14 protein-coding genes and 1 pseudogene are annotated in these 17,229 nt (G+C 43.5%); 12 read left to right on the top strand and 3 right to left on the bottom strand.

The genetic code is table 11. The annotated features are described in order from the left end of the window. Both EI161_RS09225 and EI161_RS09220 read left to right on the top strand, forming a co-directional pair. Positions 1–94 (top strand): annotated as a pseudogene (locus EI161_RS09225) (IS1 family transposase); the annotation flags it as partial. Positions 95–307: 213 nt separating this feature from the next. Continuing rightward, positions 308–1,291, top strand: coding sequence for an ion transporter (locus EI161_RS09220; protein WP_192529451.1), 984 nt, complete (start codon positions 308–310; stop codon positions 1,289–1,291). 135 nt (positions 1,292–1,426) lie between these two features. On the opposite strand, the gene EI161_RS09215 is transcribed toward EI161_RS09220, so the two are convergent. The 3 genes from EI161_RS09215 to EI161_RS09205 all read right to left on the bottom strand — a co-directional run bounded on the left by EI161_RS09215 (position 1,427) and on the right by EI161_RS09205 (position 6,205). Then, complete coding sequence (locus tag EI161_RS09215; protein ID WP_192529450.1) at positions 1,427–2,074, bottom strand: TerD family protein; 648 nt, start codon at positions 2,072–2,074, stop codon at positions 1,427–1,429. A 98-nt stretch (positions 2,075–2,172) separates the two neighbouring features. Next, positions 2,173–3,324: a helix-turn-helix transcriptional regulator gene (locus EI161_RS09210; RefSeq protein ID WP_192529449.1), complete on the bottom strand. Its 1,152-nt coding sequence runs from the start codon at positions 3,322–3,324 to the stop codon at positions 2,173–2,175. A 133-nt stretch (positions 3,325–3,457) separates the two neighbouring features. Beyond that, positions 3,458–6,205, bottom strand: a complete 2,748-nt coding sequence (locus tag EI161_RS09205) for an ATP-binding protein (RefSeq protein WP_192529448.1) — start codon at positions 6,203–6,205, stop codon at positions 3,458–3,460. Positions 6,206–6,422: 217 nt separating this feature from the next. On the opposite strand from EI161_RS09205, the gene rsmG reads away from it, so the two are divergent. The 10 genes from rsmG (at position 6,423) to EI161_RS09155 (ending at position 16,701) form a co-directional block, all read left to right on the top strand. Then, on the top strand, positions 6,423–7,139 hold the full coding sequence (rsmG, locus tag EI161_RS09200; protein ID WP_192523974.1) for a 16S rRNA (guanine(527)-N(7))-methyltransferase RsmG: 717 nt from the start codon (positions 6,423–6,425) through the stop codon (positions 7,137–7,139). 201 nt (positions 7,140–7,340) lie between these two features. Beyond that, positions 7,341–8,120: a ParA family protein gene (locus tag EI161_RS09195; protein ID WP_192529447.1), complete on the top strand. Its 780-nt coding sequence runs from the start codon at positions 7,341–7,343 to the stop codon at positions 8,118–8,120. A 322-nt stretch (positions 8,121–8,442) separates the two neighbouring features. Continuing rightward, on the top strand, positions 8,443–9,597 hold the full coding sequence (locus tag EI161_RS09190) for a ParB/RepB/Spo0J family partition protein (RefSeq protein ID WP_192529446.1): 1,155 nt from the start codon (positions 8,443–8,445) through the stop codon (positions 9,595–9,597). 78 nt (positions 9,598–9,675) lie between these two features. Then, entirely contained in the window at positions 9,676–10,422 is a 747-nt protein-coding gene (locus EI161_RS09185; RefSeq protein ID WP_192529445.1) for a MotA/TolQ/ExbB proton channel family protein, read from the top strand. A gap of 68 nt (positions 10,423–10,490) precedes the next feature. Continuing rightward, positions 10,491–10,922: an ExbD/TolR family protein gene (locus EI161_RS09180; RefSeq protein ID WP_192523970.1), complete on the top strand. Its 432-nt coding sequence runs from the start codon at positions 10,491–10,493 to the stop codon at positions 10,920–10,922. Positions 10,923–11,174: 252 nt separating this feature from the next. After that, on the top strand, positions 11,175–12,965 hold the full coding sequence (gene msbA / locus EI161_RS09175) for a lipid A export permease/ATP-binding protein MsbA (RefSeq protein ID WP_192529444.1): 1,791 nt from the start codon (positions 11,175–11,177) through the stop codon (positions 12,963–12,965). Between the two features lie 73 nt (positions 12,966–13,038). Then, a complete protein-coding gene (gene lpxK, locus EI161_RS09170; protein WP_192529443.1) occupies positions 13,039–14,196 on the top strand; it encodes a tetraacyldisaccharide 4'-kinase in 1,158 nt (385 codons plus the stop codon). Between the two features lie 37 nt (positions 14,197–14,233). Continuing rightward, entirely contained in the window at positions 14,234–15,043 is an 810-nt protein-coding gene (gene kdsB, locus EI161_RS09165) for a 3-deoxy-manno-octulosonate cytidylyltransferase (protein WP_192524753.1), read from the top strand. A gap of 96 nt (positions 15,044–15,139) precedes the next feature. Continuing rightward, positions 15,140–16,288 (top strand): DNA polymerase III subunit delta', encoded by a 1,149-nt coding sequence (locus tag EI161_RS09160; RefSeq protein ID WP_192524752.1) that lies wholly within the window; start codon positions 15,140–15,142, stop codon positions 16,286–16,288. 65 nt (positions 16,289–16,353) lie between these two features. Then, a complete protein-coding gene (locus EI161_RS09155; protein ID WP_192524751.1) occupies positions 16,354–16,701 on the top strand; it encodes a PilZ domain-containing protein in 348 nt (115 codons plus the stop codon). Positions 16,702–17,229: the final 528 nt, after the last annotated feature.

Below are 17,229 nucleotides of genomic sequence, written 5' to 3'. Positions count from 1 at the left end.
GGTTAGAAAAACCTGTTGTTTCTCTAAGAAGCTCGATAATCACTTCAAAGTGTTTTATCTGGTGTTCTTTTACATCAATTATGGTTACGTCTGATGCCGGCATACTTTTTAGAACACCACCCTTAAATTTTGTATAATCACTTACATTCTTCATAAGCCAGTTTCATGGTTGTGAGCACTTTTAGAGAGCTTGCTTCGAACTACCTACTGATAGACCTGTTTCTTGTAACCGAGTGCCAGTGTCCTATTATGTGAGGCTGCTTTATTCTATTAATTTTAGAACGGTGTTTCACCGCATAGGGACTGCATGCTATTCCAATCTATACGGCGTTTGCGACTTTTTGTTTATAATATTTTGCAAAATGATGAACATGATACGTGGTTTAGCCGTTACGTTGATTATTTTCTGATTTTTTTGATTATGGCTAACGTCACGGCAGTGATTGCTGAGTCAGTTGATAGCTGGTATTACCCTTACCAAAGTTATTTTACTTGGTTTGAGAATTTCTCTATCGTTGTGTTTGCCATCGAGTATTTATTACGATTGTGGAGTGTCGCAGAAGCCAAGCCGGACAATACAACATGGCGTCAGCGCTGGGAATGGCTAAAAAGCCCTTCGGCGTTAATTGATATTATTGCGATTGCACCCGCATTCTTAAACTTCTTTGTCAGTATTGATTTACGCTTCTTACGTATTTTGCGTCTATTTCGGATTCTTAAGCTCACCCGATATTTTGCCTCATTACGTATTTTATTGGTGGTCATCAGTAAAGAAAAAGGCTCATTTCAAGCAGTTATTTTTATTTTAATTATTATGATTGTGACGGCATCTAGTGGTATTTATTTGGTAGAAAACCATGCCCAGCCAGAAGAGTTTGAGTCGATACCTAAAGCGATGTGGTGGGCTGTAGTGACACTCACGACAGTGGGTTATGGTGATGTCACACCCATTACCAATGCTGGTAAGATATTGGGTGCTATTATTACTATCTTGGGTGTGGGTCTAGCGGCATTACCTGCTGGTATTCTCGCCACAGGTTTAGCAAACGAGCTTGCCCAACGTCGTGAAGAGCTTGAGCAACACTTTCGAGAGCAGCTGATTGATAGCGATTTTGATTTGGTACAGAATCAGATGATCATTGATAAGATTCGCCGCGAGCTGGGATTAGATAAAGAACAAGCGCAAGGTATTGTTTTACAAGTTTTGCGTGAGCAAGAGCTTGAACGCCGCGAAAAAGAGGTGGAGGTGCGACAAAAGAATTTTTGCCCGCATTGCGGTGAGCCACTGTAAAAGTTTTGGTGGGGTTTACTTGAGGTTTTAAATAGATTAGAAACATAAAAAAAGGGTGCAATGTTTTCATAACGTCGCACCCTTTTTTATATTGAATTTTTCATGTTTTATGAATAAGTACCCCACGTATTGATGCTATACCCCTTGTGGGATAGGAAGGACGCGTGCCAATTCATGAGCCACTTCTTGCGCTGCGCTTGCTAAATCTTCGGCAGGGAGCGGTAGGTTTTGTAATGTTAAATGCCAGTCATCGACTTCTCGGCGCAAATGTGCCACCCAAAGTGTGGTGCAATCACGCGGGAGTTGCTTTAGGTTGACTTCAAAACAACGATTGCCCTCATCATCGCTCAAATGAATCTCGCCTTTTTTGACTCTAGAAAATGGATGACTATGGTATGAGTTGGCTATCAAAGCGATATGGCTAATATGTGCTGGGACTCTTTCTAAATACAACCTTATTTGCTCTTGATCAAGCGGTGCAAGGTACATTGCTTGCTCGCCGCGATCTTTACCATTCAGGCTGTCACCTTGATGCTTAATCGATTCAGCTTTATCGCGTAATTTTTTGAACCAAACGATATCAGTCATGGTGCAGTTTTCGTCATACAGCACACAAGCCAAATCAATATCAATCGCGCCTTGGTTTTTTTTAAAGCGCTTAAAAATCCCTTTTGGCTCAATCTTCGTAAATTCATAATTTAGCGCAAAAAATAAGGTTCTCGCCTCTAAACCCAATCCTCTTAAACTGTCTGAAAGTAATGGTGATGGGGCAGTAGTCGACATAATATTCCTTATTTATTTTATTCTCAATTTTTTAAATGCTTGTAGCAGTGTGAATACGGTTGAATTTGAGTGTCATTACCGTTAGTTATTATTGACGATTATTTGTCATTTAGTGCTTTTTTATTTAATGACTGCTCCAACACCGCTTGATGTAACAGCTCAGGCTTGGCGTCCAATAAACCATTGCCAAAACCACGCAACCACCAGACCAGCTGTGAGGTGAGGTTAACCGTTGCTTGAATGGTCAGGGTTTCATCTTCATTAGACGTGACAATTTGGTCGTCACTGAGCTTGCTTTCAGTCAGGCTTTTGCCCGCTTGTTTGGTAAATTGCAGCTCAATAGCGGTGTTTTTACCACGGTCAGGCAGCTCACCGAATAGTGGGTGGCTAAAGCCCATGCCGCCTGCGTCCAAATAAGTATCAAGTTGGAAATCAACAGGCGTTTGTGCTGCGCTATCGAGTATTTCAACGCTGGCAAATCGATGCAAGGCAAAGGTGCGAATAATAAGTTCTGGGTCATTGGTACGAGTGGCCAGTAGATAAATAATCACGCCACGTTGGATAATCGCGATGGGGTTTAAGATATATTCGCTGGCTTGCGACTTATTACTGCGAGTATAGCAGGCCTTAATTTGTAATTGATAAAATAGCGCATGATAAATATTATCTTTGCTGTTCAAATCTATATGCGGGGCAATTAATGGCTGAGTGGCAGGTTCGATACGTACTCTATCAATCCAAGAATGGGTCACTTTGCTGTTTTTGAGCTGACGCCGTGCTAAGTCAAACCAAGGGAATAGTTCATCTAAAATAACGGGTGGTAGTAGCTGGGTTAGATTGGCTTCGACCATGTTAAAGGCAACTGCTTGTGATAAATTCATATGCGGTAAACTTTGCAGTGGGGCATCATCGCACCAGCGCCAGCCTTGAGGGTTGGCGTTGTTTTTTTCGATAGGGAAGCGTTTGGCTAGGGCGTTTAAATCACGCTGTACAGTCCGTAGACTGATATCGAAACCTGCCAATATAAGCTGCTCATAAATATGCGTGGTGCCGACCCAGCGATTACGCTGTAGCTGCGATAACACTTGCCATTGCCGCGCCGTCGTTGCCGCACCATGCCGATTATCGCTGACATTTCCTTCGGTATTACTACTTTCATCCGTTAAAATGGGCGCTTGCACATCAGCACGCGTGTGAGCTTGATTTTGGAGGGTATCTAGGTTATCGGCGTCAGTGTGATGTTCAGTCATGAAAAGATAGCCTTTATAAAATCGCGAGTCAGTTTTTTTACGGGTTGCTCTTTGGTTATGAGCAGATAAGCAACAGATTATCATCGCAGAAAATGACAGTGACGTCTAGAGATGGTCATCCTTGATTGTGCCTTTATCTCTCTCTTTTACGTTGTTCTTTCTTATCCTCTTTTTTTTGACGTTTTGCTTTACGCTTCTTTTTGTCTTTCTTTTTTGATTTTTTATCGTCTATTTCGTCGTCATCGCTATTTTGGTTTTCATCCCAGAGCATTAAACGGCTTAAGACTTTGCCAAATAGTGTGTCTTTGCGATAGCGAACTTTTTTATTCATCGTATCCACAGGTAAGCCGGTCATCAAGGTTAGCGCTTCACTCAGCGTATGTACGCCATATATATGAAATTCACCTGCTTTAACGGCAGCAATGATATCATCGCGTACCATTAATTGTTTGACGTTGGCCATCGGGATGACGACGCCTTGTTGTCCGGTCAGCTCTTGCTCACGGCAAGCATCAAAGAAGCCTGCAATTTTGGCATTAATACCGCCTACTGCTTGTACTTCACCAAGCTGATTCATCGAGCCAGTAATGGCAAAGGATTGATTAATTGGCACATTTGCTAAGGCAGATAGTAGCGCACAGCCTTCACTGACCGTGGCGCTATCGCCATCGATATGGGCGTAGCTTTGTTCAAAAGCAAGTGACGCGCTAAAGTTCAACGCATGATGCTGACTAAATAAGGCGCGTAAGTAGCTGGTCATAATCAGCATACCTTTGGCGTGTAAGCTACCGCCTAAATCGACATCGCGCTCGATATCGAGTATTTCACCAGTACCGATGTTTGGCTGAATAACCGCAGTCAAGCGGGCTGGCATGCCAAACTCACTATCGGCATAACTCACTACCGTTAACGCATTAACTTGTCCAACGGCAAAACCCTGAGTTTGGATAAGCTGCTGACCGTTTTTGAGCTCATCCCAATATAAGTCGCGCAAGTATCCTGAGCGCTCATCCATATCGTCGATGGCTTGTGTGACATGGTAGGCATCGACAATGTCTTTGCCACTCAAACGTGCATGGCGATTAGACTCATGCAATAGCTTAATCAATAAATCACTGTGTAGGCTGAGTCGGTCTTGCTCTTCTGCTTGTAAGCTTAAATATTCGAGCAAGGCAGCTTGTGCACTACGATCAAATGGATATAGGTTGGCGTAATCAATGATATCGGCCATCTTTGCAACCAGTGCCAATTCGTGTTCATGGCTGCGAGGAACATCATCATGAAAGTCGGCACGTACTTTGAACACTGCATCAAATTCGGGCTCAAGCTCTAGTAATTCATAATATAAATCTGCTTCACCTAACAAAATCACCTTGATATCAAGATCTATTGGCGCTGGTGATAACGACAAACTACCTGTTAGAGTCAGCATTTGCTCGAGGCTGGAGAGCTTTATTTTACGTGATTGTAAGGCGCGCTTAAGACCTTGCCATGCATAAGGATGCTCAAGTAAATGGCTGGCCTCTAATAATAGATAACCGCCATTGGCACGGTGTAGAGCACCCGCTCGAATCATGCTGACATCGGTGGTTACTGTCCCCAATTGGGTGATTTGCTCGACATGACCCAATAAGTTTAAATGAGTGGGTAAGTCTTCAAAAATGACGGGTGCACCACTGTCAGGAGTATGGCTGACAATGATATTGACCGTATAGCGGCTTGGTGTCGTAGCTAATGCCGCCGCCACAAAATCTTCATCATCACCATTAACGATGCGCTCAACATGAGTAATCATATCGGCCAATATCGTCTTAAGATAGTCGACGATAAGTGGGTGAGCGGCAAATTGCTCATAAATAGGTGCAAATAAAGGCTGTAACGCTCGTTGTGCAATATTACGATGCAGCGCCTCTATGGCATCATTGGCTTCATCTTCTAATTGCTCTAAAGCGATGGTCAGCTGACTCAGGCGTTTTTGCATATGGTTTTTTTGAGCAAAATTACTCAACTCAGCTTCGTATTCACTATTGCGGTACTCATTATTTTCAACATCAACATCAACATCAACATCAGCATTAAGGTCATTGTCGTTAGGAGAATTGGCTTTCTTACCTTTATCAATCGCTGATTTATTTTTATAGTTGCTAGATATTTTGTCATCTTTACCATCAACATGACTACCTTCTGTCGCTAGCTGGCTGGGATGTACAAACATTGCTTTATTATCGAAGGAGCGGAACGTCAGTGCCAAATCATACTGTTTGCCTTCAGCATTTAAGGCATCGTAGGCGTGGCTTTCTTTTTGATGGGTATCATTTTTGATAGCTTCGATTTTACTTTGATATTGATCGCTACGAAAGCGTTGGCTCAGCCGATTTTTGGCTTGTTGCCATAATTGATTGACTTGTTGCTGTAATAACGTAGCCTGACCGGCCGGCAGGCGCAATGCTAGTGGGGTGCGCGGATCAGTGAAATTATGCACATAGACCCAATCGTCAGGCGTCGGTGCATCGGCAGCGATACGCTGTAATAAACGACTGATAATCGTGCGTTTGCCCAAGCCATTTTCACCAGCAGCAAATACATGATAACCACTGGCTTTGATGTCCAAAGCTGTCTGCAAAGCTTTGAGTGCACGTTGCTGACCGAAGCCCACATCCAAATCGGGTGCCGTCCGTGTGTCTGTTGGCAGATTATTCGGCTCGCTATAACGCTTGAGTTGCTCAGCGTCAACAAGGCAGCGTTGCTTAACCTCAATACAGGTAGGATGCAGCGTATGTGATGTTGCTTGTTTAGCAGCTGTCAATTCAGCGGTCGGTATTACCATGTTATTAGCGTCTTTTGATACGTGAGATGTAGGGGCTTGCAGCTGTTCAGTCATAGGCGTCGGATAAATCGTCTTAAAAAATGAAGGGGTTATATCTGTGAATGTTCAGTACGCTTTAATAGTAAATTTAACGTTATCAAAGAACAATAACGCCTCAATACCAGCGTAGATAGTATAAGATGTCTCACATTGGTGCAATCTGCAACTATTCAATGGGCAGCCTGCATGATAAAATAGACGGTTCACATGTCAAAACTGGATAACTCGTTGTATGTCAGCTTCCGCTAAAACCACCGCATCGTCTGCTAGCACGGGTAATATTCGTATTGACCCAACTGGCTTTGTAAAGATTGGATCACAACTACCAGCGCTGGCCAATATTTTGGCGCAAGCGATAAATGAGCTGGATCTGACCTTAAGCGCACCGCAGCAGCGCACATTATTATTGTACCTAGACCAGCTTTTATTATGGAATAAAGCGTATAATCTGACCGCGATTACCAATCCAGAAGAAGCGTTAATCAAACATGTGATTGATTGTTTGTCTATTATAACCCATTTGCCGTCAGGGTCGCTGTTAGATATCGGTACAGGGGCAGGGTTGCCTGCGGTGATTATCGCTATTTGTCAGCCTGAGCGCCAATGTACTGCCCTTGATAGCAATCAGAAAAAAATCCGTTTTATTAAACAAATTAGCAGCGAGCTTGGTTTGGCTAATATGCAGCCTATCGCCTCTCGTATCGAGGCGCATGAAGCCAGCTATGATGTGGTCACGTCTAGAGCGTTTGCCAGTTTGATCGACTTTGTTGAAGTGGCTCAGCCACGATTGGCAGAAAACGGCTATCTATGCGCAATGAAAGGTAAAGCCCCGAGCGATGATGAGTTACAAGCGCTTGATGACGAATGGCAAATTAAGACAATTAAGCTAAAAGTACCGCGTTTGCATGATAGTCGTCATTTAATTGAATTGTCTTATAAAAATGTCTAAGCTATGAACATCCTTTCGGTTAAGTAATAGCAACCATGAAACAGCAAAGGTCTTTTTTGTGAAACCTAGTTTACGTACGTAATTAAATGACCTAGTATCTAGAACCTATAAATGTGGCAACCGAAAAGTTTAGTGGCAGACATTGTGATAGATGAAGTAAGCAAGTAACAGTAACAAACCCTAATTAAATTGAGTGAGTGTATGGAAATCATAGCCATTGCGAATCAAAAAGGCGGCGTGGGTAAAACCACGACGGCAGTAAATTTGACCGCCAGCTTGGCTGCTAAGCGCAAGCACGTACTGCTGATTGACTTAGACCCACAAGGCAATGCCACCAGCGGAACGGGCGTGGACAAAAACGAATTAGAATTGACCATCGCCGACGTGTTACTTGATGGTGTCTCTTTGTCTGAGGTCATTGTCAGCAGTCCAGCAGGGTTTGATGTTATCGGCGCCAATCGTGATTTGGCGGGTATGGATATCACCTTAATGAACAAAACTAATAGTCATGAGCTGTTTAAAACAGCGATGGCAGAGTTGGTTGAGGATCAAAGCGCGGCTGCAAAACCTGCCTATGATTATGTGGTTATCGACTGTGCACCCAGCTTAAATTTGCTGACGATTAATGCATTGGTCGCCACAGATGGGGTGATTATTCCGATGCAGTGTGAGTATTATGCGCTAGAGGGGTTGGCTGATTTATCGCAAACGATAGAGCGTTTAACCGAGCTCAATCCTAAACTATATATTCGTGGGGTGGTAAGAACATTATTCGATGCACGCAACACACTGGCTCGCGATGTATCTGCCGAGCTAGAAGCGCACTTCGGTGATATTATGTATAAAACCCATATCCCAAGAAATATCCGCTTAGCAGAAGCACCAGCGCATGGCTTGCCAGTTATTGCGTATGAGAGATGGTCGAAAGGCTCGCGTGCTTATCAAAAATTGGCAGCAGAAGTCATAAAACAAAGTCGCTAGACAGTGCTGATTATAATATAGTTGATTCATTTTAAAACCGCTACAAGTGCTACTGGAGTAAGTTTTTTCGCAGCCTCTGTCACGCTTGTGAACAGCAAGCAAGAAAAATTTATAACGGTAGCACGTAGTTACTAATGTATCGATTTTATTTAGAACGGCCTATAGTATAAGAAAAAAGTAACTGCTCATCAGCAAAAGAAATCAGTCATAGCAGCAAGCAATCAGCCAGATAACAGAGCATTAAGCTTTAAACATTAGATTCATTGTTACATCGTATTTAACATCATTTGGCTTTTATTTTAGCGTTAGAGGATAGGTAATCATGGCGAAGAAAAGAGGGTTGGCTGCTAATAGAGGCTTGGATGCTTTATTGGGGTCAATCAAAAAAGAAAAGCAAATTACCGCCTCTGCCTTGCAAGACGATAGGGTGGCAAGTGACAACACTTTGCCTGCCGAAACGTTAGACACGAATATAGTAAACGCCAGTACGCCGACTAAAACTGATCGTACAAAGAAGACCAGTGAAAAGTCTACAACTGCTAAATCAGAGGCTTCTGAGCCAAAAGACAGTGGACAGCGTAAAGTACGTGCGCCGCGTACGACAAATAAAGTGGCAGCTAATAAAACTCGTGTGAATGGGGCAGAAAACAGTCAATCAGAAGACCAAATCAGCTTAGTGCAAATCGATGTGACCCGCTTGCAAGCAGGTAAGTACCAGCCGCGCCGTGATATGAGTGAAACGGCACTTGCAGAACTGGCATCTTCTATTGAGCAACATGGCGTGATGCAGCCAATCGTTATTCGCCCATTGTTAGCCAATGAAGACAAGAGCGAAGATTTCGTTACTCATGAAATTATCGCTGGTGAGCGCCGCTGGCGTGCCGCAAAAATGGCCGGTAAGTCCGTTATTCCAGCGATTGAGCGTGCTTTATCAGATGAGCTGGCGATCGCGCTGGCCTTGATTGAAAATATCCAGCGCGAAGACTTATCGGTGATTGAACAGGCGGCGGCGTTACAGCGTTTCCATACTGAGTTTGGTATGAGTCATGCAATGATTGCCGAAGTAGTCGGTAAGGCACGAACCACCGTATCAAACCTACTGCGCTTAAATCAGCTGCATGACACAGTCAAAGACCACTTATCCAATAACGCCTTAGATATGGGTCATGCCCGTACTCTTTTAGCTTTATCCTCTGAGCAGCAACCGATCATCGCCCAAAAAATTATTGATGGTGGTATGACTGTGCGTGAAGCGGAAAAGCTCGTTAAGTCCATCTTGCAACCTGCACCCAAGCCCAGTCGCACCGAACAAACTCAATCTCGCGATGCTGAGCGTTTAACGCAGAGACTGACGGATATGCTAGGAGCAGAGGTCAAACTTAAGCATAAAAAAGACGGGCAGGGAAGCGTCGAAATATTTTTCCACAACCAAGAACAGCTCGCCGCCTTGATTAAGCATATAGAAGCGCAAGCTTAAGGTATTAATGCATCCATAGTGCGGATTAAAATTATCTTGAAGACCCCTATTTTTATAAAAACTTAAAAGAGAGTCAGTATGTGGGAGTTGGTAAAAGCGGGTGGTTGGTTGATGACGCCTATTGTGGTTTGTTCAATATTGGCGTTAGTGATTATTATCGAGCGTAGCCATACCTTGCAGTTTAATAAAATCGTACCTAAACGATTACGTGAACAACTAATAACTCGCCTGCGTGAAAACGGCGATATTGGTCGTACGCAATTGATGAATGTCAAAGAAAAGACCGCTTTGGGTGATATTTTAGCGACAGGTTTGCTTTATCGTCAGTATGGCTTAGAGTCGATGACCATGCATATGCAAAACCGGGCGAGCGTGCAAGTTCATCAATTAGAAAAAAACATCAATATGCTGGGTACTATCGGGGCGATTGCTCCACTACTGGGCTTATTGGGTACGGTATTGGGGATTATTTCTTCATTCTTGGCCATTACCGATGGCGCGATGCAAGACCCAACGATGCTTGCCGCTGGCGTGTCACAAGCATTGATTACAACTGCTGCTGGTATGATTGTCGCCATCCCAGCGTTGGTCGCTTATCGTTACTTTCAGCGCCGTATTATTGATATCAATGCTCAGTTTGAAACCCAAGCAGGGCTTATGATTCAAGAGCTATATGACTATCAATTATTAGAGCATAATCATATAGAGCATAGTCATAAGCCTCATGCACCTTTGTCTGAGAATAGCGTATCGTCTGATGATCATGCAGATGGTAGACATTCAATTGATGGTTTAGGTAAAGTCGCAACGGCTAATTTGTCATAGTAGCAGTATCGAAGTTAGGACAATCCTACGTTAAGTACAGCAGCAACAATGATATTAAAGAGAGTGACATGCGCTTTAGAAAACCAACCGTTGAACCACTTGAAATTAATCTAACGCCGATGATTGACTGTTTATTATTTTTGATTGTGTTTTTATTGCTGGCAACCTCGTTCAATCACTTTAGTCGCTTAAATATCATTCTGCCTGAAGCAGAAGGTGTCGCGTTGACAGAGCAAAAAAACAGCATCGAAGTCGCGGTACAAGAAGATGGTAGTTATTTAGTCAATGGCATTACACTTGCTAGTAGTAACGAAGCTGAGCTTACCAGCATGCTACAGCAAGAAGCTGGTGGTAATCGCGACATGCTATTTGTCATTGCTGCGGATGCCAATGCGACCCATCAGTCAGTGGTTCGGGTGATGGATATTGCAGGAAAACTGGGTTTTTTGAATCTAAATATCAGCACGGTCGTACCACTAGGTCAGCCTTTACCACAATAATATATACCAGTTCCGCTGTACCGCTTTTATATTGAACTTACTATATGGATGTATTTTTTATACCAAGACCAAAAAGTACGATTAGCTGTGTCAAACTCGTTTAGTCTACAGTGCCTAGCACTTGCACTCGTTTTTCTTGCTATTCTAATTTTTGTGAATGGTATTATTTAAACCTGACTATGTTGGCATCGCTATGAAACGGTGTCGTAAAGCGCAGTCCATTCATTTCATGATATCTAAATTGAGGCTTTTATGAGCCAAGCTTATCAACCTGACTCTAAAGAAATATCTGCTAAAAAACCATCGATAGCGTCATTATCAAATATACCTAAGCATAAAACATTGGTTCGCTTATTGAGGTATCTAAAACCCTATTGGTGGGCATTGCTACTGACTGTTTTGGGCTTTGCGATTAATGCGGCGACAGAGATTTGGATTGCTAAGTTGTTGCAATATATTACTGACGCTATTAACCAGAACGATCAAAGCAAACAAGATTTATTTCCATTTATCATCGTTGGGTTGTTCTTTGTGCGCGGTGTCGGTAGCTTCTTAGGTAATTACTATACAGCCTTAGTCTCACGCAACCTAGTTTATGAGCTGCGGGTAGAGGTTTTTAATAAGTTACTGCGCTTGCCAAGCTCATTTTATTTAGCCAATCCAGCAGGTACTATCTCGTCTAAGCTGATATTTGATGTTGAGCAAGTCACTGCCGCTAGTACGGATTCAATGAAAACCTTGCTGCGTGACGGCTTGACAGTAGTAGCGTTGATAGGGTTTTTGCTGTATAGCAATTGGCGCTTGACCTTGATTTTGTTTGTTGTACTTCCCCCTATATTGTGGTTGATTCGGGTGGCTTCTAAGCGCTATTTGAAGCTGTCGAAAGGTATCCAAGAGACGATGGGTGATGTCAGTCATATTACCAATGAAGTCATTGGTGGCTATCAAGTGGTGAAGAATTATGGCGGACAAGCCTACGAATCCAAGCGTTTTGATAAAACCTCAAAAAAGAACTTGCGCCAAGGCATGAAGGTTGTCGTTACCAATAGTATTAATACGCCAGCCGTGCAGCTATTAATGGCGATGGCAATGTCAGTTGTGGTTTGGCTCGCGCTACGCCCAGCGGTGATAGACAATATCTCAGCAGGTGAGTTTATCTCTTATATTGCCGCTGCAGGACTGCTCAGCAAGCCAGTGCGTTCGTTGACGGATGTTAACCAAAAGCTGCAAAAAGGCATCGCCGCGGGTGAGTCGATTTTTGCCTTGCTGGATGAGCCAGAAGAAGAGGACACAGGTGTTATCAGCTCGGCATTATCAGGTGAGATTCACTTGGATAATGTTGGCTTGGTTTATCCAGATTCGACTGTGGCCTTGCGTGACTTTACGCTAAATGTAAAAGCAGGGGAAACAGTGGCATTGGTAGGTCGCAGTGGCGCTGGTAAATCATCTCTAGTCAATTTGCTGACGCGTACTTTGGCAACCTCTTCAGGGCAGATTTCCTTGGATGGGATACCAATCAAAGATATCAAATTAGAGAGTTTGCGCGCTCAAATCGCCATGGTCAATCAGCAAGTCGTACTTTTTAATACCACGGTATTTAATAATATTGCTTATGGTGGCCTAGCCAATAAATCGCAGGCTGAGGTAGAGCGTGCTGCAAAAGACGCCTTTGCTCATGATTTTATTATGCAAATGCCCAATGGCTACCAAAGCGAAATTGGTGCTGAAGGTCTGCAATTATCTGGCGGACAGCGCCAGCGCTTATCGATTGCTCGGGCGCTATTAAAAGATGCGCCCATCTTGATTTTAGATGAAGCCACCAGTGCTTTAGATAATGAGTCAGAGTATTATATTCAGCAAGCACTTGATAATGTTATGAAAGACCGTACGACGCTGGTTATTGCCCATCGATTAACCACTATTGAATCAGCTGACCGTATCGCGGTGTTGGATGGTGGTCAAATTGTCGAGCTGGGTACGCATAAAGAGTTGATGCAACTACAAGGTCATTATGCGCAAATGTATGCCCGAGACTTTGAATAGATTTACTGGGTTGTTTTTTTGGGAACTTTGGACGCTTACGTCGTACTAAATCAATAAAAATTGGTTAGCCATTATGAGTATTGAAACGACAGTGACCCGGGCATGGCAACGTCAAGCCGCATGGTTATGGCTGTTATTACCTATTAGCTGGTTGTACGGTCTAATAACCATGCTACGTCGTCAAGCTTATAAGGTTGGGGTGTTAAGTAGTTATCGTGCGCCAATTCCTATTATGGTTATTGGTAATATCAGTGTTGGCGGTAGCGGTAAAACACCCTTAATTATTGAATTGGTCAGTTACCTGCAGCAGCAAGGCGTTAATGTAGGTGTTATCAGTCGCGGTTACGGCGGTGATACCAGCCAGATGCCAGCGTTGGTCAACGTAAATAGTTTACCGAATGTGGTGGGTGATGAGCCTCGCTTAATCGTCAACATGACCGATGCACCCATGGCAGTATGCCCCAATCGTCAGCAAGCAATTACGACTTTGCTTGATACATATCCAGATTTACAATTAATTATTGCCGATGACGGCCTGCAGCATTATGCGTTGCAACGCGATATCGAGTGGATTGTGGTCGATGCGTCACGTGGGTTTGGTAACGAGCAATTATTGCCTACTGGGTTTTTACGTGAGCCACTGTCGCGCTTACAAGGGGCAACTGTTATTTATCACGAAAAGCAAGCGACAGAGCCCGCGGCTAACGGTAAAGATGATAGCGATGCTTATAACCATCAGCATCAAGCTGAACGCCTAACCATGCATTTACAGCCTGACAAGATGCAGCGCTTGTGGCAGCTGGCCGTCACTGATTCTCAAGTGACTGATGATTTAATAAATGATAGCGCCCCTGAAAAAGGCAGTAAAGTACATGCGGTGAGTGGTATTGGTTATCCGCAGCGGTTTTTTGATACCTTAAACTTGCTGGGCTTCGAGGTCATAGGTCATCCTTACCCTGATCATTATGACTTTAACCTAGCGGAGCTTTTACAATATAGCGATTACCCCATCGTCGTCACTAGTAAAGATGCGGTAAAGATAAAAACACTATTATTAGAATATACCGCTGAGCAAGCTCTCAATGACGAATATAAAAATCTCGTATCTAGGTTATGGATACTGCCAGTGACAGCCGTATTGTCTGACAGCTGTTATGATGACTTACAGCAGCAATTAAAGACGCTGGATATCGATGTTAAAAGTATAAAAAAGCTAAAATCAACCATATAAAATGCATTAAAACCATAAGATTGTTATAGGAATAACCATGTCGCCAGTCGCCACACCCGCAAAAACTCATATCGTCATTCCCGCACGTTTCAAAAGTACACGGTTGCCTGGCAAGCCATTATTGAGTATTCATGGCAAGCCAATGATACTGTGGGTCGCTGAAAAAGCACAGGCGGCACATTTTGCGGATGATATGTGTATCGCCACTGATGACGAGAGTATCGCTAAGGTATGTATAGAGTCGGGTTTCGATGTGGTAATGACCAGTAGCGAGCATGCTTCGGGGACGGATCGTTTGGCTGAAGTTGCGGCGATTAAAGGCTGGGCTGACCAGGATATCGTGGTGAATATGCAAGGTGATGAGCCTCTTGTGCCGCCACTATTATTAGAGCAAGTTAGAGCATTACTGGTGGCAGACAGTGCTAGCGTGATGGCGACTTTGTATGAGCCTATCGACGATTATGAGACTTTTATGCGCCCATCGGTGGTAAAGGTTGTGAGCCAACAGTTTAATGATTTGCAACGTGCACTTTATTTTAGCCGAGCGCCCATCCCTTGTGATCGCGACGTGGTAATGGCCAGCGAGAATCACCAATACCCACCAAAAAATGCGTATCGTCACTTAGGGTTATATGCTTATCGTGTTCGCTTATTACAGCAGTTTGTACATTGGCCGCAAACGCCGCTTGAAATACTTGAAAGCTTAGAGCAGCTACGTGTTTTAGAAAATGGTGGAAATATCGCTATCGCCGCCGCTGCCTGTCAGTTACCTGCTGGTGTCGATACGCAAGAAGATTTAGATCGTTTGAATAGCATGAGTTTAATGGATTTTCAAAATCCTATTTAAAATAGCCTAAGTAAAAATATAAACTCCATTCAAAGCGTCAGTAACACGCTATATCCCAGTATTTCAAAAATTAAGCAGTGTTATAGGGCAGTAGCTATGAGTAACATAACGGGAAATACAGACGCAATAGATACCTCAGATAAGATTTATTTTGCGCCGTTGTTGCCATGGCAGCAAGACCTGTGGTCGCAGCTTACCAAGCGCGTTTCGACAGCGCAGAAATCTTTGCCACATGCATTACTGGCTGCAGGGATGCAAGGGATGGGTAAGCGCGCTTTTGTCTGGCGTTTGGTTGCTTGGTTATTATGCCGTGAGCGTGATAGTCATCCAGCAGGGGCTTGTGGTTCCTGTGAGAGCTGCCAGTGGCTCAGGTCAGGTACACATCCAAGCTTGCAAGTGTTGCCGCTGGTGAGTATGCCAACCAATGCAGACCATGGCACTGATAAAGATAAATCGAACAGCGCCGCTAAAAATAAGAAAGCTAGCAATTCCAATAAAAACGCTACTAACAGTGCCAGTCTTAAGACAAAAATTGACGACATTCGTGCCTTGCAACCTTTTATTTATCAAGGCGGGCAGGGAATGCGAATCTGCGTGTTAGATCACGCTGAGAAAATGACAGTTGCTGCTGCAAATGCGCTGCTAAAAACCCTAGAAGAGCCACAAGCCCAAGTGCATTTGTTTTTGATTAGTGATACACCTGCCCAGCTGCTGCCCACTATCAAAAGCCGTGTGCAGCAGCTGGCCTTGCAAACGATTGAGCCTGCTATCGGCATTGATTATGTGACCCAAGTACTTGGGTCTACTGTCAATCGAGAAGCGGTCGGTACAGCTGAGATTGAGCAGCTTGTACAGTTGGCAAATGGCGCGCCTTTAGCGGCGATAGCGCTGGCCCAAACACCGTGGTATAGCAAGCGCGCTTTATGGCTGACGACGTGGCAAGCATTACGTAGTGGTAAGCGCAGTAGTGTGGCCGCCAGTGATTATTGGCAAAACCAGCTGGATTTAACCGCGTTTATCCAGTTGTCTGAGATGATGTTACTCGATATGCGCCGCGTCTGCCTTGGACTTGGTGAGCTGCAAAAAGACATCAATCTATCAGTAGTATTAAGAGACTATCAACCCGCCGATAGTGCCGTAGCAGCATTTGCTGATAGCTTACAACAGACTAAAATTGCGCTACAACAAAATGTGCAAGAAAAATTTGCCTATGATAGGCTAATGCAAGAATTGGCCTATTTATAACGTTTTGTATATAGCTTAATTACTGATAGAACTATATTATACTTACTTAACAAAGGAAGCTGATTATGGCCATGCCAGGACGCGGCGGGATTTTAACCTGCCATATTGAAAATATCGAAACTTTATATGCCAGCTATTTATCCTTTGTCAGTAACGGCGCGTTATTTGTGCCCTCTAATCAACCTCAACAATTAGGCAATGAAGTGTTTATTGCGGTAACTTTGCCCAACTCTAGCGAGCGCTTACCGATGAACGGTAAAATTGTCTGGATTAACTCAAAGACCCAAAGTGGTCGACCAGCAGGTTTTGCGGTGCAAATTGGTAGTGATGTTACTGGACAAAGAATAAAAAACGAAGTAGAGCGCTTATTGGCGGGTAAAATCGATAGCTTACAATCCACTTATACCATGTAGTTTTTATTACTATCAACGATCGTGTTTACTACTATAGTAAATTCTAAATAAAATCGATGCGTTAATAATCCCGTGCTACTGGTGCTAATTTTTCTTGCTTGCTGTTCGCAGGCGTGATAGAGGCTGCGGAAAATTTACTCCAGCAGCACTTGTATCGGTTTTAAAGTAAATAAAGGTGTAATGGACATTATTCATGCTGTCATAGGGTCTAACGCTATATACTGTCTATATTTGCAAGGAATGAACGCCATGAATCAAAAAACTGCCCTTTTTGTAGTGATAAACACACCAAGAAGAATGGACGTAAGCTTGGCAAACAGCAGTATCAATGCCTAGCTTGCAGACGGCAGTTTTTAGGTGGCAAAAGACTCAATAACCAAACACTTTGGACTGAATATACCCAAGGTAAACAGACTTACCAACAACTGGCTGATAAATACCACTGTAGTCTTAAAACCATTCAAAGACGCTTAGATAAAGTCAGTATCGAGTATCAGGTTAAACGACCAAAGACTGCTAATATCATCA

Origin of the sequence: Psychrobacter sp. FME5, assembly GCF_014861375.1 — a bacterium.
In the GTDB taxonomy this organism is placed as follows: Bacteria; Pseudomonadota; Gammaproteobacteria; order Pseudomonadales; family Moraxellaceae; genus Psychrobacter.
The sequence above is the reverse complement of the archived record's forward strand: the minus strand, read 5'-3'. Positions and strand labels throughout refer to the sequence as shown.